At 70.8% G+C, this 22,388-nt stretch carries 21 protein-coding genes and 1 pseudogene; 8 read left to right on the top strand and 14 right to left on the bottom strand.

What is annotated here, in order from left to right; translation table 11 throughout:
• Positions 1-8: 8 nt before the first annotated feature.
• The 4 genes from OHA17_RS20930 to OHA17_RS20915 all read right to left on the bottom strand — a co-directional run bounded on the left by OHA17_RS20930 (position 9) and on the right by OHA17_RS20915 (position 5,666).
• Entirely contained in the window at positions 9-1,313 is a 1,305-nt protein-coding gene (locus OHA17_RS20930; protein ID WP_406507859.1) for a sensor histidine kinase, read from the bottom strand.
• Positions 1,314-1,323: 10 nt separating this feature from the next.
• Positions 1,324-2,496 carry an acyltransferase gene (locus OHA17_RS20925; protein WP_406507858.1) on the bottom strand — a complete coding sequence of 391 codons (1,173 nt, stop codon included), beginning with the start codon at positions 2,494-2,496 and terminating at the stop codon, positions 1,324-1,326.
• Positions 2,489-3,508, bottom strand: coding sequence for an alpha/beta hydrolase (locus tag OHA17_RS20920; protein ID WP_406507857.1), 1,020 nt, complete (start codon positions 3,506-3,508; stop codon positions 2,489-2,491). Before OHA17_RS20920 ends, OHA17_RS20925 begins: the two co-directional genes overlap by 8 nt.
• A 226-nt stretch (positions 3,509-3,734) precedes the next feature.
• Positions 3,735-5,666, bottom strand: a complete 1,932-nt coding sequence (locus OHA17_RS20915) for an APC family permease (RefSeq protein WP_406507856.1) — start codon at positions 5,664-5,666, stop codon at positions 3,735-3,737.
• Between the two features lie 167 nt (positions 5,667-5,833).
• Here OHA17_RS20915 and OHA17_RS20910 point away from each other — a divergent pair.
• The 3 genes and pseudogenes from OHA17_RS20910 to OHA17_RS20900 all read left to right on the top strand — a co-directional run bounded on the left by OHA17_RS20910 (position 5,834) and on the right by OHA17_RS20900 (position 7,240).
• Positions 5,834-6,661, top strand: a pseudogene (locus OHA17_RS20910) (Scr1 family TA system antitoxin-like transcriptional regulator).
• Positions 6,658-6,984 (top strand): DUF397 domain-containing protein, encoded by a 327-nt coding sequence (locus OHA17_RS20905; RefSeq protein ID WP_406507855.1) that lies wholly within the window; start codon positions 6,658-6,660, stop codon positions 6,982-6,984. Before OHA17_RS20910 ends, OHA17_RS20905 begins: the two are co-directional and overlap by 4 nt.
• Before the next feature lie 25 nt (positions 6,985-7,009).
• Entirely contained in the window at positions 7,010-7,240 is a 231-nt protein-coding gene (locus OHA17_RS20900; RefSeq protein WP_406507854.1) for a hypothetical protein, read from the top strand.
• 12 nt (positions 7,241-7,252) lie between these two features.
• Here the strand turns inward: OHA17_RS20900 and OHA17_RS20895 are convergent, their stop codons facing one another.
• The gene (locus tag OHA17_RS20895; RefSeq protein WP_406507853.1) at positions 7,253-7,720 is read right to left on the bottom strand and encodes a hypothetical protein; all 468 of its coding nucleotides are present in this window, start codon (positions 7,718-7,720) and stop codon (positions 7,253-7,255) included.
• A 396-nt stretch (positions 7,721-8,116) separates the two neighbouring features.
• Between OHA17_RS20895 and OHA17_RS20890 the strand changes: the two genes are divergently transcribed.
• Both OHA17_RS20890 and OHA17_RS20885 read left to right on the top strand, forming a co-directional pair.
• On the top strand, positions 8,117-9,076 hold the full coding sequence (locus OHA17_RS20890) for a RimK family alpha-L-glutamate ligase (RefSeq protein WP_406507852.1): 960 nt from the start codon (positions 8,117-8,119) through the stop codon (positions 9,074-9,076).
• Positions 9,073-10,383, top strand: a complete 1,311-nt coding sequence (locus OHA17_RS20885; RefSeq protein WP_406507851.1) for an MFS transporter — start codon at positions 9,073-9,075, stop codon at positions 10,381-10,383. Before OHA17_RS20890 ends, OHA17_RS20885 begins: the two co-directional genes overlap by 4 nt.
• 108 nt (positions 10,384-10,491) lie before the next feature.
• On the opposite strand, the gene OHA17_RS20880 is transcribed toward OHA17_RS20885, so the two are convergent.
• On the bottom strand, positions 10,492-11,007 hold the full coding sequence (locus OHA17_RS20880) for a hypothetical protein (RefSeq protein ID WP_406507850.1): 516 nt from the start codon (positions 11,005-11,007) through the stop codon (positions 10,492-10,494).
• 187 nt (positions 11,008-11,194) lie between these two features.
• Positions 11,195-12,817 carry an MFS transporter gene (locus OHA17_RS20875; protein WP_406507849.1) on the bottom strand — a complete coding sequence of 541 codons (1,623 nt, stop codon included), beginning with the start codon at positions 12,815-12,817 and terminating at the stop codon, positions 11,195-11,197.
• Between the two features lie 350 nt (positions 12,818-13,167).
• On the opposite strand from OHA17_RS20875, the gene OHA17_RS20870 reads away from it, so the two are divergent.
• Both OHA17_RS20870 and OHA17_RS20865 read left to right on the top strand, forming a co-directional pair.
• Complete coding sequence (locus tag OHA17_RS20870) at positions 13,168-13,560, top strand: SH3 domain-containing protein (RefSeq protein ID WP_406507848.1); 393 nt, start codon at positions 13,168-13,170, stop codon at positions 13,558-13,560.
• A gap of 161 nt (positions 13,561-13,721) precedes the next feature.
• Entirely contained in the window at positions 13,722-14,423 is a 702-nt protein-coding gene (locus tag OHA17_RS20865; protein WP_406507847.1) for a DUF2690 domain-containing protein, read from the top strand.
• A 19-nt stretch (positions 14,424-14,442) separates the two neighbouring features.
• Here OHA17_RS20865 and OHA17_RS20860 read toward each other — a convergent pair whose 3' ends face one another.
• The 3 genes from OHA17_RS20860 to OHA17_RS20850 all read right to left on the bottom strand — a co-directional run bounded on the left by OHA17_RS20860 (position 14,443) and on the right by OHA17_RS20850 (position 16,870).
• Positions 14,443-15,144, bottom strand: coding sequence for a transglycosylase SLT domain-containing protein (locus tag OHA17_RS20860; RefSeq protein ID WP_406507846.1), 702 nt, complete (start codon positions 15,142-15,144; stop codon positions 14,443-14,445).
• A 288-nt stretch (positions 15,145-15,432) separates the two neighbouring features.
• A complete protein-coding gene (locus OHA17_RS20855) occupies positions 15,433-16,371 on the bottom strand; it encodes a zinc-binding dehydrogenase (protein ID WP_406507845.1) in 939 nt (312 codons plus the stop codon).
• 46 nt (positions 16,372-16,417) lie between these two features.
• On the bottom strand, positions 16,418-16,870 hold the full coding sequence (locus tag OHA17_RS20850) for a nuclear transport factor 2 family protein (protein WP_406507844.1): 453 nt from the start codon (positions 16,868-16,870) through the stop codon (positions 16,418-16,420).
• A gap of 186 nt (positions 16,871-17,056) precedes the next feature.
• On the opposite strand from OHA17_RS20850, the gene OHA17_RS20845 reads away from it, so the two are divergent.
• Positions 17,057-17,959 carry a LysR family transcriptional regulator gene (locus OHA17_RS20845; RefSeq protein ID WP_406507843.1) on the top strand — a complete coding sequence of 301 codons (903 nt, stop codon included), beginning with the start codon at positions 17,057-17,059 and terminating at the stop codon, positions 17,957-17,959.
• 137 nt (positions 17,960-18,096) lie between these two features.
• Here the strand turns inward: OHA17_RS20845 and trpS are convergent, their stop codons facing one another.
• The 4 genes from trpS to OHA17_RS20825 all read right to left on the bottom strand — a co-directional run bounded on the left by trpS (position 18,097) and on the right by OHA17_RS20825 (position 22,347).
• Positions 18,097-19,125 carry a tryptophan--tRNA ligase gene (gene trpS / locus OHA17_RS20840; protein WP_406507842.1) on the bottom strand — a complete coding sequence of 343 codons (1,029 nt, stop codon included), beginning with the start codon at positions 19,123-19,125 and terminating at the stop codon, positions 18,097-18,099.
• A gap of 260 nt (positions 19,126-19,385) precedes the next feature.
• On the bottom strand, positions 19,386-21,512 hold the full coding sequence (locus OHA17_RS20835; RefSeq protein WP_406507841.1) for an FG-GAP-like repeat-containing protein: 2,127 nt from the start codon (positions 21,510-21,512) through the stop codon (positions 19,386-19,388).
• 231 nt (positions 21,513-21,743) lie between these two features.
• Positions 21,744-21,872: a DUF6126 family protein gene (locus tag OHA17_RS20830; RefSeq protein ID WP_398874606.1), complete on the bottom strand. Its 129-nt coding sequence runs from the start codon at positions 21,870-21,872 to the stop codon at positions 21,744-21,746.
• Between the two features lie 79 nt (positions 21,873-21,951).
• Positions 21,952-22,347, bottom strand: a complete 396-nt coding sequence (locus tag OHA17_RS20825) for a hypothetical protein (protein ID WP_406507840.1) — start codon at positions 22,345-22,347, stop codon at positions 21,952-21,954.
• Between the last annotated feature and the right edge of the window lie 41 nt (positions 22,348-22,388).

The following is a 22,388-nucleotide window of genomic DNA, read 5'->3' as shown; positions in this document are numbered from 1 at the left end:
CCGGATCGTCACGGCCTGCCCTCCAGCGGAAGCCTCGCGCTCACTTCGTACCCCCCGTCCGGCGTTGCCCCCGCGGCAAGCTCGCCCCCCAGCATCGCAGTCCGCTCCCGCATCCCCAGCAACCCGTGCCCCGCTCCGGGCGACGGGGCGACCGGGCGGTCCGGCGCGGTGTTGGTGACCCGTACGACCAAGCCCGACCGGTGGTACGCGATCAGCACCCGCACCGCCGCCCCCGGCGCATGCCGCATCGCATTGCTCAGCGCCTCCTGCACAATGCGGAAGGCGGACAGTTCAACCCCGGGCGAGAGCCCGCGCGGCGTACCCACCACATCGGCGGTCACCGACACCCCCGCCCCCCGCACGTTCGCCACCAGCTCATCAAGACGATCGAGCGACGGCTGAGGGGCATGGCGGGCACCCTCCGCCGCCGGATCCTCGGAGCGCAGTACGCCCAGCACCCGCCGCAGCTCGGTGAGCGCCTCGACCGCGTTCTGCCGTATCCCCGCCAGGTTCTCCTTCAGCTCGTCCGACGGGTTCTCCACAAGGTGTGGGGCAACCTGCGCCTGGATGGAGATGACCGACATGTGGTGGGCCACCACATCGTGCAGCTCGCGGGCGATCCGGTTGCGCTCCTCAAGCAGCGTGCGCCGGGCCCGCTCCTCCGCGGTGATCTCCTCCTGTACGACGAGCTGCGTACGGGCCACCCGGCGGCCGCGCAGCGCCGCCCCGACCACGACGGCGATCGAGAAGAACACGAGCGCGAGCCCGGCGCTCGTCGAGCTGTGCGGCCGGGTGTGGAGGACCGAGCAGAGCATGCCCGTACCCAGGCTGATCGCCAGCGTCTCGACCGCGACCCGGGGCCGGTGTCGCAGCGCGACGAAGAGGAGTACCGCGGTCTGGACCGCGATCCCGGGCCCGCTCCACGGATACACGGCGTCCAGGTCGACCCGGGACTCCGCCCACAGAGCGGCCACGAGCATGACGGTGGTCGCCGCCCACCAGGCCGCCAGCGGCCGGTAGAGCGCCAGGATCAGTGCCCCGGCCTGGATCCCGGCCAGCACCACACCCGTCTCCACCCCCAGGTGGAAGCGGTGGGCATACTGGTCGGCGCCGGCGGCGACCGCGAACACCGCGCCGAACAGCTGCGGAACCATGAGCGCGGGCCGCCACATCATCCAGTCCGGCTGCGACCGGGGCGGCGACGACTCCGAGACCGGAATCAGGTCCTCGCGCAGGGCGCGCGGCACCGCCCGCAGCCCGGCTGCCATCACCCGTCGCACGCCCCGCCCGCGTTCGACTTCCCCCGTCTTCACGAAGCTCACCCTAGGCACGCCCCATCTCCCCGGTCCGAGCGGGACGCCCTTCGCGCACCACCCTCGACCCCCCGCGCCCGCGCCTCGGTTGTTCGTACGCGCGGAACGTCACCCAGCACACCACCAGCATCACCGCGAACACCGGAAGCCAGGCCAGCCGGGCCAGCACCCAGGCGCTGCCGTCGGGCACGGTGTGCAGCCCGGGCAGGTCGCCGCCCGCGAGCAGACCCAGGCACGTGACCGCGATCATCGACGTCTGGTGCCACAGGAAAATCGTCATCGCGGACAGGTTCACCAGCGCCACCGCCGCCCACAGCGTCGGCCGCCGCAGCGCCCTGCGCAGCGGGCCGAGCAGCAGCAGCGCCGCGCCGCACTGCGCGAGCCCGAACGTCACGGCGGCCAGCGTCGGCGGGTTCAGGTTGGATATCGCGGCCCCCGGCACCCCGACCATCGAGGCGGGATACCCCGCGAACAGCACGAGCAGCACCGTGACCGCAGAGCCCCCGACCAGCAGCACCCACCCCGTCGCACGCAGCGACGTGCCCACACCCCGCCGGGCCCACAGCGCCCCCAGGCAGTACGGCACCAGCCACCCCGCCGGCAGGTTGAGCCACCCCGTCCACTGCGCCCCGCCGCTCCCGAAGCGGTACACGTCCACGTACAGGACGACCGCGAGCGGCCACAGCGGATGCACCCGGGACACCAGCGGCGTCGCCGCCGTCAGGGCCGCGAAGACGAGCAGGAACCACAGCGGCGACAGGACCAGCTTGAACAGGGTGTGCAGCGTGTCGAGCCCCACGCCCGACGCGAGCATCCCGCCCGCCGCGACCAGCCACACCACGAGCACCGCCGCCACCGGCCGGAACAGCCTGCCGAGCCGCGCTCTCAGCCACTGCCCGTACGTCGTGCCCCGGGCGCGGGCGGACGCGTAACTCTTCGTCGCGACCTGCCCGCCCACCAGGAAGAAGACGGCCAGTGTCTGGAACGCCCAGGATATGGGCGCCAGTTGGGGCATGTGCTGGAGCGGGCTCGCGCCGTGCACCGTCCCGCTGTCGAAGACGAGCGCGGTGACCAGCCAGTGGCCGAGCACCACCCCGAGGATGGCGAAGGCGCGCAGCGCGTCCACGGCACGGTCGCGGTCGGCCGGGGTCGCCTCCTCGATGCGCTGGATGAGTTCACGCATGGCGATCCTCCTGCGATGACGGTCCGATCGGGGTCTGGCCGATCCGGGTCGGCCCGACCGGCGGCTGGCCGACCGGCGGCTGGCCGACCGGCGGCTGGCCGACCGGCGGCTGGCCGTTCACGATCCGGGCGATGTTCTTCAGCGGTACGGAGCCGGGTTTCAGGTAGTCGCTGTGGCCACCGGGCCCCGCGTCGAAGAGGCGGGCCCCGAAGTGGCGGGAGACGGGGTCGGTGCCGAACCCGAGCGTCACGAACGGGAGTTGGAGGCTGGCGTGCGGCACGTCGCCGATCCAGTCGGCCCCGCCCCGGCCCGCCCACACCGTGGCCCGGGTGTGCAGGGCGGCCGCCGTGTCGAAGCCCGTACCGGGGCTCCCGTACAGGACGATGTCGGCGACATCCACGCCCGACGCGGCCTTGGCGCAGACCACCGAGCCGTAGGAGTGGCAGAGGAGAGTGGTACGGGCTGAAGGCTTGGACGACCTCAACTCCCTTGCAAATGAGGCTAGTTGAGGTGCGGCGTCACCCGCCCGCCCCGGCGTGAGGATCTCGGGGCTCACCGTCGCCGGGGTCTCGTACCCCATCCAGGCGATGACCGCCGCGCCCGGGCCGAGCTGCTTCGACAGGGCCAGCGCGCCGTCCCCGAGCCGCGCGTACAGGTCGAGGTTGGTGTCCGAGCCCGGGACCAGGACCGCGATCCGCTCGGCGTGGGCCAGGTCGCCGAAGACCTCTGCCGTGCGCCCGCCGTCGCGCCCGTCGAAGGAGAGGAAGGTACGGCCGGGGCCTGCCATGTCGTCCAGCGCCCGAGCCCTGCGCCGGTTTCCGGAGTCCTCGGCCATCTTCTCGGCGGCCAGGATGTTGCCGCGGTTGGCCGCGTACCGGGCGTCGAGACCGGCCACCGTCAGCGGGGCGAGCGCGGCCGGAGCGGGGGCGGGCACCGCGGCCGGCCGGGCCGCACCCGACAGCGGCACCGCCACCGACGCGGCGACGAGCAGTGCGACCAGGGTCCGGCGCATCCGGCCGGCACGGGGATGCCTGCCGTGCGGTTGCCGACCGTGCGGAGAGCGGGGCGACGCCATGAGGGACCCTTCCGTACCGATGAGGTGCAGCGATGAATCACTGCTGTCGGTAAGGAAGTTATGAATCGGACGATGTCATCGGCGTCGCGCTGGAGAGCCCACTTCGCGGGTAGCTCCCGAGTGCTACGGGGTGGCTCCCCAGTACTACGGGAGCACTACGGATTCACTGCTTGACCGGCTCGTCCTTCCGCGCCGAGTGCAACCGGTACGGCACGTCGATCACGGTCACCCCCGGCATGAACAGCAGCCGGGCCTTCAGCCGCAGCGCGTTCTGGTTGTGCAGCGGCTGCTCCCACCAGTGGCCCACGATGTACTCGGGGATGACCACCGACACCATCGCGCCCGGATCCGAGTCCGCCGTCTCCTTCACATGGGCGAGGACCGGCCCGACGACCTCCCGGTACGGCGAGTTGATGATCTTCAGCGGTACGCCCAGGTCGTGCGTGGCCCACTGTTCGCGCAGCTTGACCGCGTCCTCGTCGGCGGCGGCCGTGAGCGCGGTCAGGGTGTCGGGCCGCAGCGCCTGGGCGAAGCCGATCGCCTTCAGGGTGGGTGCGTGCACGCTGGAGACGAGGACGAACGCGTGGTGACGGGACGGCCTGCGCGGCTTGGCGTCCGGCGCGACGGCGACCTCCCGGGCCACCTGGTCGTAGTGGCGCCGTACGCCCTTCATCCCGACGAACAGGAGCGGCATCGCGATGATGACGAGCCACGCCCCGTGCGTGAACTTGGTGATCAGCACGATGACGAGGACGATCGCGGTCATGGTCGCGCCGACCGAGTTGATGGCGAGCGAGCGGTGGATGTGCCGCCGGTTCTCCTGACCCTGCGGGGTCGCGAGCTCCTTGCGCCAGTGCTTGACCATGCCGGCCTGCGACAGCGTGAACGAGACGAAGACGCCGATGATGTACAGCTGGATCAGCCGGGACAGCTCCGCGTCGAACGCCACGATCAGCGCGATCGCGGCGAGCGCGAGCAGCACGACACCGTTGGAGTAGACGAGCCGGTCGCCCCGGTTGTAGAGCTGGCGCGGCGCGTACCGGTCGCGGGCCAGGATCGAGGCGAGCATCGGGAACCCGTTGAACGCGGTGTTCGCGGCGAGGATCAGCACGCCCGCGGTGAAGGCCTGCACCAGGTAGAACATGATGTCCACGTGCCCGAACGTGGCCCGCGCGATCTGCGCGAGCGCGGTGGACATGGCAGTCCCGGCCGGCAGCCCCAACTCCGTTGGATCAGCGGCCACATGGACCTTGTAGACCATGGCGAGCGCGGTGATCCCGGCGAACATGGTGACCGACAACAGGCCCATCGCGGCGAGGGTGTTGGCGGCGTTGCGGCTCTTCGGCTTCTGAAACGCGGGTACGCCGTTGCTGATCGCCTCCACGCCCGTCAGGGCCGTACACCCGGAGGCGAAGGCCCGCATGGCGAGCAGCACGACGGCGATCCCGGCGTACGTCCCGGCCGCGTGGATGGGCAGCGCAGCGGACTCGGCGCGGATGGTGGTGCCGGTGGCGAGCCGCACGGCGGCGAACGCGAACATCACGTAGATCACGAACACGAAGCCGTACGTGGGAATCGCGAACACCCGCCCCGACTCCCGCACCCCGCGCAGATTCATGACGGTGAGGATCACCACGAACGTGACGGACAGGGCGACTTGGTGATCGGCGAGCGAGGGGATGGCCGACGTAATGGCAGCAACACCGGAGACCACGGACACGGCGACGGTGAGCACGTAGTCGACGAGCAGCGCGCTTGCCGCGGTGAGCGCGGCGGTGGGCCCGAGGTTCTCGGCACTGACGATGTAGGCGCCACCACCACCCGGATAGGCGTAACAGGTCTGCCGGTACGAGGCCACCACGACCACCAGCAGAAAGATGATGGCCGCCGCCGCGTACCAGGTGAGGTGCAGCAGGGTGGCTCCGCCGAGCGCGAGGATCAGCAGGATCTCCTCGGTGGCGTACGCGACCGAGGAGAGCGGGTCGCTACAGAAGATCGGCAGCGCGAGCCGCTTGGGCAGCAGCGTCTCACCGAGCCGACTGGTGTCCAGCGGCCGTCCGACCAGCATCCGCTTGGCAGAACTCGAAACTCCCATAACTGAGGAAAGTAGCCGCAATGCCGCATATCTAATGGTTTGCCGCACCGGCTGGGGCCGTACGGGTGATTTCACGTTCTGTGCGCGTGAGGTGACCGTACGCAGCTACCCTCGATGGACGGTACGCCTGATCCATCCAACACCGGTGTGGCACAAGGGAGTTGCCCATGCGACCCAAGGACCTCAACCCGTGGGACTCACCCCGCGCCTTCTACGGCACCGAGCTGCGCCGCAAACGCGAGGAGGCGGGGCTGTCCCAGGAGGAGCTGGGGGCGCTGGTCTTCTGCTCGGGCACGTACATCGGCCTGATGGAGTCGGCAACCCGGCGCCCGACGAGGGAAATGGCCAAGCTGCTGGACGCGGCGCTGAATACGGACGGGATCCTGACCCGGATGTGCGTCGCGATGGAGCAGGCTTCGCAGCATGCGGAGTATTTCCGCTTGGCGGCGGAGCTTGAGGCGATGGCCTCGTCCATCTGCGCGTACGCCCCGATGATCGTGCCTGGGTTGCTCCAGACCCCGGATTACACCCGCGCCCTGATCCGCGCGTCCCGGCCGTTCACGAGCGAGGAGTCGATTGAGAAGAGCGTCATCGCGCGGCAGGAACGAGCTCAGCTGCTGGACGGGCCAGAGACACCAGAGGTGTGGTTCATCGTCCATGAGGTGGTGCTGCGTGCGGCCGTTGGCGGCACGCAGGTGATGCGAGCCCAACTGGCCCACATCGTCGAGCTGATCGAGCACCATCGCGTACTGGTATAGGTGATGCCGCTGTCGGCAGGAGCCCACCCGCTCATGCACGGCATGTTCGCCGTCATGTCGTTCACTGATGCGCCGCCCGTCGTGTACACCGAATCCGCTTACTCAGGGCAGCTGTTGGACAGTCCGGCCCTGGTGGCGAGTTACCTCAAGACCTACGATTTGGGCAGGGCCGCCGCACTGCCGCCGAAGGCATCCCTCGAAATGATCCGGGCGGCGATGGAGGACTACGCAGCATGAAGATATCGCGCACTCTGGCCACCGCCCGCTGGCGGAAGTCGTCCTACAGCAACGCGGACGGCGGCGACTGCGTCGAGGTGGCGGAGGGCGCGTGGCGTAAGTCCTCGTGCAGCAACGCGGAGGGCGGCGACTGCGTCGAGGTGGCCGACGGAGCCTGGCGCAAGTCGTCGTACAGCAACGCGGACGGCGGGAGCTGCGTCGAGGTGGCGGACGGCTTCGGGACGGTAGTCCCAGTCCGGGACAGCAAGAACCCGGGCGGGCCAGTACTCGTGGTGGGTGTCGCCGCGTGGACGCAGTTCGTGAGCACGGTCAAGGCGTCCTGAGCGGGGTCGTACGTAAGATCCCGGCATGGCGATACCGCAGCTTTCCCCCGTGCCCCCGGAGTCATGTCCTTTGTGCGGCGGGGGGCTTGAGACCGTCGAGCTGTACGCGTCCAACGCGGCCCCCGTCTCGGCGAAGTTCTATCGGCCGGACAAGATGTTCGCCAGCAAGACCTACCTGACGTCGCTGGCCTGTCGTGAGTGCGGGCACGTGTTGATGTTCCTGGAGAACCGGGGAATCGTGGCGCCGGGGAAGTAACCCCGGGCGGGGTCAGGCGGTCTTGAGCTGGGCGGCCTGGGCGTGCTTGAGGGTGCGCAGGATCAGCCACTGGTCACCCCAGGCCATCGCCGTACCGATGACCGCCATCACGATGCCCAGCGTGAGCTGCCCGGCAGCCGCACCCAGCGCGAGCCCGGCGACACCCAGCCCGTACCGGATGACGAACCGGACCACCAGCAGACCGAGCGCCAGGAACCGGGTCCGCTTGTTCTTCCACAGCGACTTCATGTACCGGATCCGGGCCCGAAGAACCGTGAACGCCAGCACGATCTGGACGATCGCCACGACCGGGATCAGCGCGTACAGGATCGGGTAAGCACGGGCGATGTCGAAGATCCCGGCGAAGAGACCCACCAGCGGGAAGTACCAGTTCGGCAGCCCCTTGAGCACAACACCCTCGGCGGCAGCCCCCTGGGCCTCGACCTGAACCGGCATCTCCATCGCAACCGTGGCGCTCATGGCGTTCCCCTCACCCTTTTCCCAGTGCCGCCGGCCCCTTGCCGACACCACTGATACTCCCGTCCAGCAGGGGCCCCGCGGCAGAGCGAAGAATCCCGACTCCCGCAGGACAAATGTCCTGAGCGCCGAGACAGGGGGTGACGACTGACCCCGGCGTCCCCCGAACGGCCGGTGGTACAGGAAAGGGGTACTCACCCATATGCCGCAAAGCGGGAGTTATTGGCGCTATGGAATGCCAATCAGTGTGTACGTTCAGTCCGGTAAGCGGATCGGAGAGATCCGCCCTCTCCGGGCCCAAGCGCCGCGTACGAAGGGCACTCCTGAGGCAGCCCCGGCCGCGCCACAGCGGCCCGGACTGAGTCCGCGTACCTGGTGGGTGAGGGGAGTTGTGTGTCCATGGCGGATGTCGAGTCGACCGGTGGTGGGTGTCTGGGGGGACGTGCGGCCGATTTCTGGTTCGTACTGGGGACGGGCCTGAAGGGGCGGGAACTGACGGGCCGTCTCGCGGAGGCGTTTTCCTCGGAGTTCGGTGACCGCTGTGCCGTGGTGTGCAGCAAGGATCTCCTGATGGCCGTGCGGGGCGGTCGGCTGACGCTGTTCGACCTGGACGGGTGCGAACTGGACCCGCCGAAACTCGCGTATGCGCGGGTGTGGACTCCCGCGGTGCGCACGGACCGCGAGATCACACTGCTGCGGCACCTGGAGGCGATGGGAACCGTTCTGCTGAACCCGGTCGATGCGGTGCTGGCGTGTCTGAACAAGTTCTGGCACCTGCAACAGCTCGCGCTGGCGGGCCTTCCGGTGCCCGACACCTGGACGTACGCCGATGCGCCGCTGGCGGAGGCGATCCCCGCGGGGGCGCCGCAGCCGTGCGTCGTGAAGGCGGTGCAGGGCCACCGCGGCGAGCAGGTGTTCCTGGCTCCCCACAGGGCGATGCTCCAAGGCATTCAGGGCAGCCTCAGCCAGGACGGCCCGTACCTGTTCCAGGAGTACCTGGAGTATTCGTACGGGCGCGACCTGCGCGTGATCGTGGTCGACGGGCGCGCGGTGGCGGCGCAGGTCCGTACCGCGCCGGAGGGGGACTTCCGGTCCAACCTGGCGCTGGGCGGGACCGCGCGCATCTGCACGGGCCGCTACCCGCAGGGCGAGGCGCTTGCCGTGCGGGCCGCGGAGGTGCTGGGCCTGCGGGTGGCCGGGGTCGATCTGCTCTTCGCGCCGGGCGGCGGCTTCACCCTGTGCGAGGTCAACGCCAATGTCGGCTGGCGGGCCGTGATGCCGGGCGTCACCCCTGCCGTCGTGGCGGCCTGCCGGGCCCGTCTGGGCGCGGCAGCCCAGAAGGTGCCTGCCGCCTGGTGAACACCGACGCCTCGCCGGCCAGGAGATGGGCGCTGCCCCTGCCGCCCCGCCCGTCGCGGCGCTGGCCCCTGCTGAAGAGCCCCAATTTCCGGCTCTTCGCCCTGGGCCAGACGGCCTCCAACACCGGAACGTGGATGCAGAAGGTGGCCCAGGACTGGCTGGCCCTGGAGTTGTCGCACGGTGACGGGACCGTGCTCGGCATCACCACGGCCCTGCAGTTTCTGCCGCTGCTGGTGCTCGGCCCCTACGGCGGCGTCCTCGTGGACCGGTATTCGAGGCGGCGGACCTTGATGGCCACCCAGGCGGTGATGGGCGTGATCGCGCTGGCTCCCGCAGCCCTGGTGGTGACGGGCACGGTCAGTCTGGGCGCCCTCTACCTCCTGGCCCTGACGTTCGGGCTGACCATGGTCGTCGAGAAACCGGCGCTTCAGGCCTTCATCGCGGAATCCGTCGCCCCTGGCCAGCTGGTCAGCGCCCTGGCCTTCAACAGCGCCGTCCTCAACCTCGCTCGCATGGCGGGTCCGGCGCTGGCCGGCCCCCTCATCGTGGTGTGCGGCCCGGCACCCGCGTTCGTGGCCAACGCGCTGTCCTACCTGGCAGTGATCGTCTGCCTGCTCCGCATGAACCCCCGGTCCCTGAACCCGGGCCCGCCCACCACACGCGCGGCCGGTCAGGTGCGGGCAGGGCTGCGATACGTCAGCGACCGCCCCGATCTCGCGCGGACGCTGGTCCTCGTCGCGGTCGTCGCCGCGTTCGGCATGAACTTCCAGATCACCACCGCCCTCATGGCCACGCACGTCTACCGGGCGCCGGCCGCCGCCTTCGGACTCGGCAACGCGGCACTCGCCGCGGGATCCGTGCTCGGCTCCCTGCTCGCCGTCCGCTACCAGCGGCCCAGCGGCGCCCACATGGCGGCGGCGGCGACCGTCTTCGGCGTCCTCGAAGTGGCAAGCAGCCTGATGCCCGGTCACCTCGCCTTCCTGCTGATGCTCATCCCGACGGGTACGGCGCTGCTCGTGTTCCTGACCGCCGCCAAGGCCCGGCTCCAGCTCGGCGTCAGCGACGACATACGGGGGCGGGTGATGAGTCTCTACATGCTGGCCTCACTCGGCACCACACCCCTGGTCGCCCCGTGCATCGGATGGCTCGCCCACGCGGCCGGTCCCCGTGCCGCACTGGTTCTGGGCGGAGCCGTCTCCGCGGCCGCGGCCGTCACCGTCAGCGTGCTCCACCGCAGACCACCGGCCCACACGGGCAGCCAGCCCGCCGTCACCACACCCGCTCCCACACCCGCTCCCGCGCGGTGACGGTGCCTCTGCTGGTTCGGGCCCTGGAACATGCCAGCAGCCCCCGTCCTCCTGGGGGCTGGAGGACGGGGGCTGCGGGCGGCCGGGGAAGTAGCCCTGGGGGCGGGGTCAGATGGTCTTGAGGTGGGTGACCTGAGCGGCCTGGGCGGCCTGGGCGTGCTTGAGGGTGCGCAGGATGAGCCACTGGTCGCCCCAGGCCATCGCCGTACCGATGACCGCCATCACGATGCCGAGCGTGAGCTGGCCGGTGGCCGCCCCGAGCGCGAGACCGGCCACACCCAGCCCGTACCGGATGACAAACCGCACGGCCAGCAGACCAAGCGCCAGGAACCGGGTCCGCTTGTTCTTCCACAGCGACTTCATGTACCGGATCCGGGCCTTGAGGACCGTGAACGCCAGCACGATCTGGACGATGGCGACGACCGGGATCAGCGCGTAGAGGATCGGGTAGGCACGGGCGATGTCGAAGATCCCCGCGAAGAGACCGACGAGCGGGAAGTACCAGTTCGGCAGCCCCTTGAGAGTGACGCCCTCGGCGGCGGCCCCCTGAGCGTCGACCTGAACCGGCGCCTCAACCTCGGCGCTGACCTGAACCGGCATCCCCATCGCAACCGTGGCGCTCATGGCGTTCCCCTCACCCTTTTCCCAGTGCCGCCGGCCCCTTGCCGACACCACTGATACTCCCGGTGGTGAGGGGCCCCGCGGCAGAGCGAAGAATCCCGACTGCCGCAGGACAAATGTCATCGGCAGCACATGTGGGTCACTCACATGTGAGCCACCCATATGTGAGTGACCCCCACACCCCCACCGCTCACATATGCACCGGCCCCTCCGCCGGTCCCACCGCCGTCCGTGGCGGGCCCTTTCGGTACAGGGCTACCGACACCACCAAGCCCAGCGCGAAGAACGCCGCCGACCACCAGTACGCGGTCGAGTAACTGTGCAGCTGGGCCTGGACCCTCGCCGCAGGGGTGGGCTCGCGGCCCACCAAGTAGTTCGTGGCCGCGCTCGTCGCCAGCGTATTGAGCAGCGCCGTGCCGATCGAACCGCCCACCTGCTGGCTGGTGTTGACCATCGCCGAGGCGACGCCCGCGTCGTGTGCGGCCACCCCCGCCGTGGCCATGCTCATCGCGGGGGCGAAGATCAGGCCCATGCCGACGCCCATCACGAGCAGCGGGGGCAGTACGTGCCCGGCGTATCCGCTCGTCGCGTCGAGGGCCGTCATCCACGCGAGTCCGGCCGCGCCGAGCCCCATGCCCAGCGGCACGATCGGCTTCGCGCCCAGCCTGGGGACCAGCTTGTTCTGCGCGATGACCGAGCTCACGATCATCGCGAACACCATCGGCAGGAAGGCGAGCCCGGTCTTGACCGGGGAGTACCGCAGGATCTGCTGGAGGTAGTACGTCAGGAACAGGAACACGCCGAACATGCCCGCGCCCGAGATGAACATGGCCAGGTAGGAGGCTCCCCGGTCCCGGTCCAGTACGACGCGGAGGGGGAGCAGGGGGTGCTTCGCTCTCGTCTGCCATCCCGCGAACGTCGCGAGCAGTACTCCGCCGACGGCCAGGAATCCCCAGGTCTGCACCGAGCTCCACGCGTGCGTCTCCGCGTTGGAGAAGCCGTACACGATGCAGAACAGGCCGGCCGAGACGAGGACCGTGCCGGGGATGTCCAGCTTCGGGCGGTCCTGCGGGGCGCCCGGGTGCAGCAGGCGCAACGCGCCGAGGAAGGCGAGGGCCGCGAAGAGGAGGTTGACGTACAGGCACCAGCGCCAGTCGAGGTACTCGGTGAGCACTCCGCCGAGCAGCAGTCCCACCGCGCCGCCCGTACCCGCGACCGCGCCGTAGATGCCGAACGCCTTGGCGCGTTCCTTCGGATCGGTGAACGTCGTCGTGAGCAGCGAGAGGGCGGCCGGGGCGAGCAGCGCGCCGAACACGCCCTGCAGTGCGCGGGCGGTGACCAGGACCTCGAAGTTGGGTGCGGCGCCGCCGATCGCGGAAGCCAGCGCGAAGCCGACGAGGCCGGTCAGGAAGACGACCTTGCGTCCGACGAGGTCGGCGATCCGTCCGCCCAGCAGCAGGAGCGAGCCGAAGGCGAGGGCGTACGCCGTGACGATCCACTGGCGGTTTCCGTCGGTGAAGCCGAGATCGCGCTGCGCGGAGGGCAGCGCGATGTTCACGATGGTCGCGTCGAGGACGACCATGAGCTGGGCGAGCGCGATCACGCCGAGGACGAGCCAGCGGTGCTCGTGCTTGGCCCCGGTGTGCGGGGCCTGGGGCGGCGGCACACCTTCACCGGCGTACGCGACGGCCGGGGGCGGGTTGGGCAGCGGGGGCGACTGCCCGGACTGTCCGGCCGTTGACAACTGGTCGGACGCGGCCGCTATGCGCTCGGCACGTCCTACCTCGACAGAGTCCTTGGTGTGACGGCCCATGTGCCGGTCTCCTCGGTGATCTCCTGTGGCCGCGATCTCCTGTGGCCGCCTCCTTCGCGGAGCCTCCCGTGACCGCCTCCTTCGCGGAGCACAGCAACCGGCTTCGCGGCGAAAAGCAGCCGGTCGGCGATCGCCCTTCCTCACGCTAAGTGAGGCCCAGGCGTTCCGCCACGCGAGTGAACGCGGGCACGGCGAGCGCCGGTACTCGCCCGCCGTGCCGGGCCGGGCCCCAGCAGCCCCGTCCCTATTCGTCCCAGGCACGGCTGGGACGAATTCCGGCGTCGCTCCCCGGACACATTTGCTGACACAGGGTCACTTACTCGGGGACCCCGCACCTTGGAGAGACACACATGAACCGAAGCACCGTGCGTAGCGGCGTCGTCGCCGTCGCCGCCCTGCTCGCCCTGTTCCCGGCCACCGCGATGGCCGCGACCCCCACGGCCGCGTCGGCCGCCCCGGCGAAGGCGAGCGTCGCCACCGCCTACCACCACCACAGGATCCACGCCCGTGGTGTGGTGGTCACCGGATACGGCCGCCCGCTCCACGTCCGCTCCGGCGCCGGCACCTCCTACCGGACCACCGGCACCCTGCGCTCGGGCCACAAGGTGTACCTGACCTGCAAGAAGAACGGCACCTCGGTGCACGGCAACCATGTCTGGTACCGCCTGGCCGGCCACCACGGCCGCTACGTCTCCGCCCACTACGTACGGGTCCCGGCCCGGTCCTCCCTGCCGTGGTGCTGAGCACCGGGATCTGACGGTCGGGCCCTGACCATCGGGGACTGGCGGTCAGGGCCCGATCCACTCCATCGCCCGTTCGCCCGCGGGGCCGGAGCTTGACTCCGGCCCCTCTGGGGTACAGATGCCCCCGGAACAGGATGTTGTGGACTTTTGGGAGGGCCCGCGTGACCCAGTGGCGACAGTTGCCCGAGTCGACCCGACCAGAACTCCGGCTCCTCATCGAGGAGTTGAGGCATCTCAAACAGACCTCGGGCCTGAGCCTGGCCGGCCTGGCCACCCGCACCGCGTACAGCAAATCCGCCTGGCACCGCTATCTCAACGGGGACAACTTCCCGCCGCGTGACGCGGTCGACGCCTTCGGCGCCCTCGGCGGCGCCGAGCACCACGCGCGACTCCTCGAACTCTGGGACCGCTCGGTACGACCTCCCGAGCCCACGGCCCCGTCACAGCCGGAGCTGCCCGAAGACCCGCCCGCTCGCCGCCCCCACCGCCGTACGATCACCGCCGCCGCAGCGCTCGCGCTGGTCGGAAGCGCCGCCTGGGCCGCCCTCCCGCACCCGCACGAGGCGAGCCCGGCCGCCCCCGCGCCGACCGCCTGCCAGGGTGCGAGCTGCCAGGGCGACGCCCCCTCCACCTCCCCCTGCCGCACCGACGCCCGCACGCAGAGCGCCCTGACCACGGCCTCGTACGCGGTGAAGCTCCGCTACAGCCCGTCCTGCGACACCATCTGGTCCGAGGTCCGCAACAGCTCCACCGGCGCCGACACCGAGAGCCCGATGCTGGTGGCCCCCGACCCGCAGGAGGCCGAGGCGTGCGCGGAGGTCAACCACAAAATGCTGTGCACGGGGGACGTGCCGCCGGGTTAGGGCCCCTGCGGTCAGATGTCTAACCCGCGACCGCCGACCCGGCCTTCTTCCAGTTGTCCCGCAGCCGCGTCAGGTAGTCCGACGCCTGGCTGCCCATCTTCGCGCCCCGCGCGAACGCCGCCATGTTGCCGCCGCCCGCGTTGTACCCGAGCGCCATCAGCTCCTCCCTGGTGTACGAGCCCGCCCAGTGCGCGGGGAGCTCGGCGGACATGTCGTGCAGGTACCAGGCCGCCGCCTCCACCGCGAGCGCGCGGTCGTCCGGCAGCTCCTCCCATTTCCGGGACGCGAAGTCCCGCCCCCGCTTCGTCTGGTCGAACGCGGCCCGGTGCATGTTCGCGATGCCGAAGGCCGCGTCCGGCTTGTACTTCTGCCAGCTCCGCTCGAAGGCCGCGTCGTGCGGCTTGTAGTCCTCGTTGTAGAGGATCGCCATCAGGAGCTGCGCGCTGATGTCCGCCTTCTTGGCGTACTTGCGGACCTGGGGTGCGTAGTCGGCCGGGTCGTACGAACCGCTCGGCGCCGACGGAGTCGCCGACGGCTTCGCGGACGAGGACGCTCCGGGCGACGGTGTACGCGCCGGGCCTCCCGAATCGGAGCCCAGCAGCCCGGCGTGTACGCATCCCCAGCCGATCAGCGCGGCAATCGGAAGCAGCAACCACTGGGCACGCCCGCCCCGCCTGCGCTGTTCAGCCATCGCCACCCCGTCCGTCGAGTCCGGGTCCATAGCGCCCGTTCCAGGAAAGCCCAGTCTAGGAAAGTGCCTTTCGAGGCGCCCCGGCTGCCTGACGGTAATTACTCAACTCGTCTCCCCTCTCGGACCACGTCGGAGTGCGGGAGGTGTGGGGTGCGAGTGGCGGCGAGCCGGCCCCATGGGCCACCGTCGCCGCCACTCCCCCGTCCGCTCCCCCGTGCCCTTTCAGGTTCTCGCACGGCACGGCCCGTTCCATCCCCCGAGCGGACCATCCGTCTCCCCCACGCGGGGGAGCCGCCGCGGCGGCCGCTCGAATACCGTTCAGGACAAGGTGAGTACGGCATTTCCGCGCACCTTGCGGGCCCGCAGGTCGGCGATGACCTCGGACGTGCGGGACCAGTCGCGGACCGAACCGATCTCGGGGTGCAGCCGCCCGGCTTCGACCAGGCGGACGAGCGCGGCGAGGTCGCGGCCGTACGACGTGTCGGAGGAGGTGTAGTCGAAGTGAGCGAGGCGGGCCTGGTTCGGGCCCTTGAAGAAGTCGAAGAAGTCGAGCGTCACGGGGGTGCGGCCGGCCTGGCCGAACCACACGAGCAGCCCGCCGGGGGCGAGCCGGGCGAGAGCGGCGGGGAGGGAGTCGCCGCCGACCGATTCGAGGACGATGTCGTACGGGCCCTCGGCCGCGGCGACGGACGTGACGAGCTCGGCGGCGCCCAACTCGACCAACCGGGCCCCTCGTTCAGGGGTCGCGGCCACAGCGGTGACGGCCGCGCCGCAGGACGCGGCGAGCTCGGTGACATAGTGGCCGACGCCACCGCTCGCGCCGGTGATCAGGATGCGGCGGCCGGCGACGGAGCCCGCCGCGCGGAGCAGCCGCAGTGCGGTGATGCCCGCGAGCGGCAGAGCCGCGGCGGTCACGGCATCGACGCTGTCGGGGAGTTCGGCGACACTCGCGCTCGCCACCGCGACCCGCTCGGCCCAGCCGAACGCGGGCGGGTGCGCCACCACCCGGGTGCCCACGGCGGGGCCGCTCCCGTCGGCGGCGGGGCGTACGACCGTACCGGCCACGTCCTTGCCTGGCCGCCAGCCCGGCCACGTCCGGTCGAGCTGCCCGTCGAGCTGGAACGTCTCGCCCCGGTTGACCGAATACGCCTCGACGCAAACCACCAACTCGTCGTCGGCGGGGGTGGGTTCGGGTGCCTCGCCTAGGATGACGGGCTTGTCGGCGTCGCCGGGGGAGCCGGGCAGTAGGGCCTTCATGACGCTTTCCTCTCGGGGGACTCGGGCTCTCAGGGGCGGGTGGGGCTCAGACGAAGACGACGTTCTTGGCGTGCAAGGTGTCGAAGTACTCGCGCACCTCGGCGATCCGCCCGTCCCGGACGGTGAAGACGGCCAGGCAGTGCTGGTCGTAGGGCAGGCCCGACTTCGCGATGGCCCGGGTGTTCCACTCGGCGAAGACCCGCTCGCCGTCGGCGATGACACCCTCGAATTCGAGCTCAAGCGATTCCGGGTCCAGCCGCGACACCATCGCCGGGATGAACTCGTCGAGGATCGCGCTGGGTCCGACCCAGGTCCGCGACAGGGGCAGGTCACCGGCGAGCGTCCAGGTGGCGTCCGGCGCGAAGAACTCGCGCAGGGCGTCGAAGTCGCCGGTGGTGAGGGTGTCCATGTAGTTGAGGATCACGGCGCGGCTGGCTTCGGTGACGTTCGCGGAGGCGCCGGCGGGGGTCTTCACGGGGGCGGCGGCAGCGGTGGTCATTTCCTGCTCCTCGGGGTGGGTTTCGGCAGGGCGCCCGGGGGGGGGCGTCCTGGGTGCGTCCGGGGTGTCTCGTTCCGACACCTGAACACTAGGAAGGGGGCTTGCGCTGAGGGAAAGACCTGTTAGGGACCGGCCCATGCCGTACCGGCATAACGGCTGTTCATCCACGGTCGTAAGCTGCTCGGCATGTCCGAACTCCGCCGCCTGCGCTACTTCCTGGCCGTCGCCGAGGAGCGGAACTTCACGCGCGCCGCCGAACGCCTGCACATCGCCCAGCCCGCGCTCAGCCGCCAGATCCGCCAACTGGAACAGGAGCTGGGGGTACGCCTCCTGGACCGCACGACGCACTCCGTCGAACCGACCGACGCGGGGCGCCTGTTGATGGAGCGCGGCACGGAGCTCTGCGAGGAGGCCGACCGGCTGTGGCGTGACGTACGCGGCTTCGCCGAGTCGGAGCGGGACGCGCTGACGCTGGGGTACAGCACCAGCACGGGGTACGGCACCGCGCCCGCTCTGCTGGCGGCGCTCGCCTCTGCCCACCCCCAGCTCGCCGTGACCACCCGCCTGATGCCCACCGCCGACATCGTGTCCGGGGTGACCGACGGCACGCTCGACGCGGGCCTTGTCAGGTGCCCGCCCCCGACCCCGGAGCTGGTCCGCACCGTCGTACGCCTCGAACCGCAGGGGGTGCTGCTCCCGGCGTCGCATGCGCTGGCCGCCCGGGATTCGGTCGAGGTGGCCTCGCTGGCCGGCGAACGGCTCCTGGTTCACCCGCGTGAGGCGAACCCGGGGCACTTCGACGCGATTCTGGCGATCTTCGCGGGGGCGGGGGTTTCACCTCAACTCCTGTTGCGGCAGCTGTCGTTCGACGCGGCGCACACTCCGGTGGCGCGGGGTGAGGCGGTGTCCGTCCTGGGGGAGTCGGCGGTGGACGGGCTTCCCGGCACCCTGGTGTGGCGGCCGCTGCACCCGGCTTCGACGATCGAGCTCCACCTCCTGACCCGGGGGCGGGCCCGCCGCCCCGCCGTCGCCCGGCTGCTGCGGACGGCGGCGGAGACGGCCCGGAGTGAGGGGTGGCTGCGCGCGTAGGAGCTCCCGCGTCCTGTGCTTCGACTGCGGGCCGTCGGTGGCCGGTCGCGCAGTTCCCCGCGCCCCTGGATGGCTGCCCAGCGTTGCGCAGCGGAGCCGCACGGACGCAGCCCCGCGCCCCTGGATAGGCGGGGCGCCTACGCCGCCATCCGGAACGTTCCCATCGCCTCCCTCACCTCGTCCAGGGTGACCTCGGCGATCGCGTTCGCCCGCTCGTTGCCCTCGCCGATCAACTTCCTTACGTAGCACATGTCTTGGGCGTACTCGGCGCGGCGGGCCCGCAGGGGGGCGAAGTGGGTGTTGACGGATTCCGTCACCGTCGCCTTCAGGGCGGCCGAGCCTCCGTCGCCGATTTCGGAGGCCACCTCGTGCGGGTCGCGGCCCTGGCACAGGGCGGCGAGGAGGACGAGGTTGCTCACTTCGGGGCGGGTCTCCGGGTCGTACGAGATCGTGCGGATCGGGTCCGTTTTCGCGGCTCGGACCAGGCGGGCCGTTTCGTCCGAACTCGCCTTCAGAGCAATGGAGTTGGCGCGGCTCTTGCTCATCTTCGTGCCGTCCGTGCCGAGCAGGAGCGGGGCCTCGGAGAGGAGGGTGCGCGGTTCGGGGAAGACCGGGCCGTACCGCTCGTTGAAGCGGCGCGCGATCGTGCGGGTCAGTTCGAGGTGCGGCACCTGGTCCTTGCCGACCGGGACCAGGTTCGCCTTGCAGAACAGGATGTCGGCGGCCTGGTGGGCGGGGTAGGTGTACATCAGGCCCGAGACGGCCGCCTGGCGGGAGTGCGCGATCTCGTCCTTCACCGTGGGGTTGCGGCTCAGCTCGGCCACCGAAATCAGGCTCAGGAAGGGGAGCAGGAGTTGGTTCAGGGCCGGGATCGCGCTGTGGGTGAAGATTGTTGCCCGGGTCGGGTCGACGCCCGCGCCGAGATAGTCGAGGACCACGTCCTCCACGTTCTCGGTCAGGCGCTCCGCCACGTCTCTGTCGGTCAGGACCTGGTAGTCCGGGATCACCAGGAAGAGGTCCACGCCCTCGTTCTGCAGGCGGACCCGGTTCTGGAGCGTGCCGAAGTAGTGGCCCAGGTGCAGGGGGCCGGTGGGGCGGTCGCCCGTCAGGATGCGGTCCTGGGCGGTGGGGGTGGTGGTGTTCGGGGTGGTGGTCAGGGTGGTCATCTTGGGCTCCTCGTGGGCAGTGGGGTGGGGCGGGCCTGGACGGCGCCCACTGCGGGATCCAGCGAGGGCAACAAAAAGGGCCGTCCAGTGATGAACGGCCCGCTGACGATGTCGCGCGTGTGAGTCGTGGCCGCTCCTAGGAGGAGCGCCACCAGCAGAGGTGAGTACGGCACTGCGACGCGGACGACATGGGTTCACTGTAGCCCGGCGGAACGGCGCGTGCCCAGGGTCTTCGGGCACGCGCCGCGCGGGGCTCAGGGTCAGTACAGGCTCTGGTACGTCTGCCAGCCGCCGCCTATCCGTACGCGGTCGGTGTACGCGCCGGCGCCGTTGCCGGGGTAGCGCCACAGGACGCCGTCGGTGTCGCGGGCCACCAGGTCCGCCTTGCCGTCGCCCGTGATGTCGCCGACGCCGGCGAGCGCGTTGTAGATCCCCCAGCCCGCGCCGAGGCGGACCCGGTCGGCGAAGGTGCCCTTGCCGTTGCCGTCGTAGCGCCACAGCACCCCGGACGTGTCCCGCGCGAGCAGGTCGCCGAAGCCGTCGCCGTTCAGGTCACCGGCGCCGATGACCGTGTTGTAGATCCCCCAGCCGAAGCCGATCTTGACGGGGTCCTTGAAGCGGCCCGCGCCGTTGTCGACGTACATGTACAGATCACCGGAGGGGGTGCGGGCCAGCAGGTCGGGGCGGCTGTCGCCGGTCAGGTCGCCGGGGACGGTGAGCTGGTCGTACGCGTTCCAGCCGGCGCCGAGCGCGAGGTGCGGGCCGCCGGGCGCGAAGGCCTTGTTCGCGGCGCCGTCGTAGCGGGTGAGCTGCCCGGAGGCGTCGCGTACGAGGAGCTCGTTGTTGCCGTCGTTGGTGAGGTCGCCCGCCGGGACGTAGCGGGAGGTGGTCGGCCAGCCCGGCGCGGAGGGGCCGGGGGTGACGTCGCCGCTGCCGTTGCCGGTGCGGATGGTGAGGGTGCCGCCGGGGGTGAGGGCGAGGAGGTCGCCCCGGCCGTCGCCGTTGTAGTCGCGCCAGGTGGCGGGGCCCGGGGCGGTCGTGGCGGTCATCAGGCGGGTGGTGGAGGTGCCGGTGGGGTCCTCCCACAGGGCGGTCGGGCGGTTGTCGGGACCACCCACGGATATGCCGCCCCGCGCGTATCCGGTCGTGTTGGCGCTGAGCTCTTTGGGCGTGCTCCAGGCGCCGGCCATGCGGGAGGCCACCACGAAGCGGTCGGAGTTGCCGTCGTCGGCGGGCTGGCTCCACCCGGCGTGCACGGTGCCGTCGGCCGTGATGTCCGCGCCGAACGGCGTCATGCCCGCGTACTGCGTCGACAGGGTCTGCACCGGGGACCAGGTGCCGGTGGCGGCGGCCCGGGTCGAGGTGCGGATGTAGAAGCCGTCCGTACCGGACTGGTAGTCGGACCAGACGAGGGTGACGGCGCCGTCGGGACCGGTGAGCGGGGCCGGCACGGCGTCGCCGAAGCTGTCGGTGCTCGCCGCGCTCTCGACGGGCCCCCAGGGGCTGCTCGCGGCCGGTCTCTGCGCGTAGTTGAGGGCTCCGTTCGCGAGCCACGTCATCGCGAGGGCTCCGCCCGGGCCGGCCGCCAGCCTGGCCTCGGCCGCCGGGACCGGGGTGGGGAACGTGTCGTGCGGGGCGCTCCAGGTGGCGGTCGACGCGGCCTGCTCGGCCGATTTGAAGGCCGCGCCCGTGGCCCCGTACTCCGTCCACACCACCGACACCGAGCCGTCGGCGGCCACCGCGACCTGGGGGTACGCGTCCTGCGCCCCGGCGCCCGTGGCGTCGAGCCGGGCCGGCGCCGACCAGGCACCGCCCGCCCCGGTGCGCTCGGCCGCGTACACCTCGTACTGCGGGTCGACGCTGTGTGCCCACACCACGACGGTGCGGCCCGAGGGGGTGCCCGCGAGCTGGATGTCCTGGATGCGGTCGGCCGTGGCTATCTGCACCGGGGCCGACCAGGACGTGGCCCCGGCGGGCAGCACCGAGGTGCGCAGCACCGATCCGGCGGCGGCCACGTCGACCCAGGCGACGGTGACCGAGCCGTCCGGCGCCGCCAGGAGGTGCGCGTCGACGGGCGAGGACGTGTCGTACGTGGAGCTCGCCAGGGTGCGCACCGGCCCCCACTTGGTGATCCCCGCCGGACGCACCGCCACCAGGAGATCGCGCTGCGAGCGGTCGGCCGCGAGTCTGGACCAGAGGGCGACCACCGTGCCGTCCTTGGCCGTTCGGGTGTCGATCAGCGTCTGGATCGTCGTACCGTCGGTGAGCGCGTACGGCGCGCCCCACTGGTCGGTCTCGATGGCCGGGTGAGGTCCGGGGCTGGCCTCGGCGCCCGTCGTACCGAGGGCGCCGAGTGCGAGTGCGGACGTCAGCGCCGTGGTTAACACCCGCCGCAGCAGCGTGCTCCGCCGGCCGTGCCTGTTCTCTGCCACAAGTACTCCGCCTCATGCGTGGGAGGCATGCGGGGTACGCGAAGCCGCGCGTGCATGCCGCGCGAGGATAGAGAAGCCGCCCGGCTCGGGCCCAGCATGCGAGTAGCCGGGAGGTTAACAGCAGATTCGGAATCCCGAACTCCCCTGCGGGGACTAGTTTTTGTCGGCGCAGGAGGGGCTGCCAGGCTACTTGTGGGCGTGGCTTCCCACATAGAACAGCAGCCACACGAAGCCGGCGAAGACATGGGTGCCGAAGATGTAGAAGCCCGCGCGCAGGGCGATGCTGCGCTCCTGGCCCTTCTCGCTGTCGGCCACCGGCCACCTCCTTCGTCCCGTACCGCCGCGTTCCAGGGTACGGGGGAGGTGGCCCGGGGCCGATGGGACCGGCGAGTGGTCAGTCCTCGTGTGTGTAGAACACGTAGAACGACACCAGGAACATCGCGCCGCCGAAGATCGCCCCCATGCCCGACGACTTCAGCACGCTGTGGTCGGACAGGCTGTACAGGAAGCCCATCGCGGCGCCGAACAGCGTGCCGTACGCCCCCGCGCGGAGCTCGCGGGGCAGGGCGGACTGGATGCTGAGGAGGCCGATGCCCAGGCCCATCACGGCTAGACCGGACACGATGCCGAGGGCGATCTGGCCGCCGGTGATCGCGCCGCCGCCGCGCTGGTTGGCGAAGGTGTACAACCCGTAGGCCACCCCCAGGACGACGGGGACGGCGAGGACGGCCCTGCTCAGATGGTGAGCCGTGCGGTGGCTCGTGGCGGGTACCGAAGCGTGTGCGGCCATGGCAGCACTCCTTCCGCTTGCCCGGGGCGTGTGTGCGTCCC

Source organism: Streptomyces sp. NBC_00212 (assembly GCF_045206365.1).
Classification (GTDB): Bacteria; Actinomycetota; Actinomycetes; order Streptomycetales; family Streptomycetaceae; genus Streptomyces.
This window is presented reverse-complemented; position numbering and strand designations above follow the sequence as displayed.

What these genes read in the sequence shown, in the direction of transcription:
- OHA17_RS20915 (WP_406507856.1), bottom strand. Translation starts at nt 5,666, where the DNA reads ATGGGAGTTTCGAGTTCTGCCAAGCGGATGCTGGTCGGACGGCCGCTG.
- OHA17_RS20925 (WP_406507858.1), bottom strand. Translation starts at nt 2,496, where the DNA reads ATGCGTGAACTCATCCAGCGCATCGAGGAGGCGACCCCGGCCGACCGC.
- OHA17_RS20920 (WP_406507857.1), bottom strand. Translation starts at nt 3,508, where the DNA reads ATGCGCCGGACCCTGGTCGCACTGCTCGTCGCCGCGTCGGTGGCGGTG.
- OHA17_RS20850 (WP_406507844.1), bottom strand. Translation starts at nt 16,870, where the DNA reads ATGACCACCGCTGCCGCCGCCCCCGTGAAGACCCCCGCCGGCGCCTCC.
- trpS (WP_406507842.1), bottom strand. Translation starts at nt 19,125, where the DNA reads ATGACCACCCTGACCACCACCCCGAACACCACCACCCCCACCGCCCAG.
- OHA17_RS20880 (WP_406507850.1), bottom strand. Translation starts at nt 11,007, where the DNA reads ATGAGCGCCACGGTTGCGATGGGGATGCCGGTTCAGGTCAGCGCCGAG.
- OHA17_RS20875 (WP_406507849.1), bottom strand. Translation starts at nt 12,817, where the DNA reads ATGGGCCGTCACACCAAGGACTCTGTCGAGGTAGGACGTGCCGAGCGC.
- OHA17_RS20870 (WP_406507848.1), top strand. Translation starts at nt 13,168, where the DNA reads ATGAACCGAAGCACCGTGCGTAGCGGCGTCGTCGCCGTCGCCGCCCTG.
- OHA17_RS20895 (WP_406507853.1), bottom strand. Translation starts at nt 7,720, where the DNA reads ATGAGCGCCACGGTTGCGATGGAGATGCCGGTTCAGGTCGAGGCCCAG.
- OHA17_RS20860 (WP_406507846.1), bottom strand. Translation starts at nt 15,144, where the DNA reads ATGGACCCGGACTCGACGGACGGGGTGGCGATGGCTGAACAGCGCAGG.
- OHA17_RS20825 (WP_406507840.1), bottom strand. Translation starts at nt 22,347, where the DNA reads ATGGCCGCACACGCTTCGGTACCCGCCACGAGCCACCGCACGGCTCAC.
- OHA17_RS20900 (WP_406507854.1), top strand. Translation starts at nt 7,010, where the DNA reads ATGGCGATACCGCAGCTTTCCCCCGTGCCCCCGGAGTCATGTCCTTTG.
- OHA17_RS20905 (WP_406507855.1), top strand. Translation starts at nt 6,658, where the DNA reads ATGAAGATATCGCGCACTCTGGCCACCGCCCGCTGGCGGAAGTCGTCC.
- OHA17_RS20845 (WP_406507843.1), top strand. Translation starts at nt 17,057, where the DNA reads ATGTCCGAACTCCGCCGCCTGCGCTACTTCCTGGCCGTCGCCGAGGAG.
- OHA17_RS20890 (WP_406507852.1), top strand. Translation starts at nt 8,117, where the DNA reads ATGGCGGATGTCGAGTCGACCGGTGGTGGGTGTCTGGGGGGACGTGCG.
- OHA17_RS20855 (WP_406507845.1), bottom strand. Translation starts at nt 16,371, where the DNA reads ATGAAGGCCCTACTGCCCGGCTCCCCCGGCGACGCCGACAAGCCCGTC.